Below are 1,369 nucleotides of genomic sequence, written 5' to 3'. Positions count from 1 at the left end.
AGGGTGCGCCGTTGAACGTCGAGGTGACGGAAGACCGCTTCCTGTTCCTGTCGGAAAAGAGCGCGGTCACGACGCCCAATTGGGCGCTGCCCGCCAACTTTCAGAACCACGGCAACTACGTGATCTCGCTGGGCAACGTCACGCGCTGGCTCGGCCAGCAGGCGGAAGCGCTGGGCGTCGAGATCTTCCCGGGCTTCCCGGCCGCGGAGATTCTCTACAACGACGACGGTTCCGTGAAGGGCGTCGCCACCGGCAACATGGGCGTAGGCAAGGACGGCGAGCCGACCGAGAACTTCCAGCTCGGCATGGAACTGCACGCGAAGTACACGCTGTTCGCCGAAGGCTGCCGCGGCCATCTCGGCCGTCAGCTGATCTCGAAGTTCAAGCTCGACGCGAACGCCGATCCGCAGGCGTACGGGATCGGCATCAAGGAACTGTGGGAGATCGATCCCGCGAAGCACAAGCCGGGGCTGGTGATCCACACGGCCGGCTGGCCGCTGAAGTCGGACACCTACGGCGGCTCGTTCCTGTATCACATGGACAACAACCAGGTCGTGGTCGGCTTCGTGGTCGGCCTCGGCTACACGAACCCGTATCTGTCGCCGTTCGAGGAATTCCAGCGCTACAAGACGCACCCGTCGATCCGCGCGTTCCTCGAAGGCGGCAAGCGTGTGTCGTACGGCGCGCGGGCGATCACGGCCGGCGGCCTGCTGTCGCTGCCGAAGACGGTGTTCCCGGGCGGCGCGTTGATCGGCGACGACGCGGGCTTCCTGAACGCATCGCGGATCAAGGGCAGCCACGCGGCGATCAAGACCGGCATGCTCGCGGCCGACGCCGCGTTCGACGCGCTGCAGGCCGGTCGTCAGAGCGATGAGCTCAACGCTTATCCGGACGCCTTCAGGCAATCGTGGCTGTACACGGAGCTGTACCGCGCGCGCAACTTCAAGCAGTGGATGGCGAAGGGTCTCTACCTCGGCACGCTGATGGTCGGGCTCGAGCAGAAGTTGATGGGCGGCAACGTGCCGTGGACGCTGCACCACAAGCATGCGGACCACGAGATGCTGAAGCCGGCATCGCAATGCACGCCGATCGAGTACCCGAAGCCGGACGGCAAGCTGACGTTCGACCGATTGTCGTCGGTGTTCATCTCGAATACGAACCACGAGGAACACCAGCCGGCGCACCTGACGCTGAAGGACGTGAACGTGCCGGTGAACGTGAACCTGCGCACCTACGCGGGGCCGGAAGCGCGCTTCTGTCCGGCCGGCGTCTACGAGTTCGTCAAGAACGACAGCAACGAAGATCGCTTGCAGATCAACGCGCAGAACTGCGTGCACTGCAAGACCTGCGACATCAAGGACCCGACGCA

1 protein-coding gene is annotated in these 1,369 nt (G+C 64.4%); it reads left to right on the top strand.

All coding sequences use genetic code 11. The features are described from left to right. The coding region (locus tag U4Z31_RS36850) for an electron transfer flavoprotein-ubiquinone oxidoreductase (protein ID WP_321812982.1) at window positions 1–1,369 on the top strand (1,369 nt) is incomplete at both ends.

Origin of the sequence: Burkholderia sp. BCC1985 (assembly GCF_905339915.1) — a bacterium.
Taxonomy (GTDB): Bacteria; Pseudomonadota; Gammaproteobacteria; order Burkholderiales; family Burkholderiaceae; genus Burkholderia.
The sequence above is the reverse complement of the archived record's forward strand: the minus strand, read 5'-3'. Positions and strand labels throughout refer to the sequence as shown.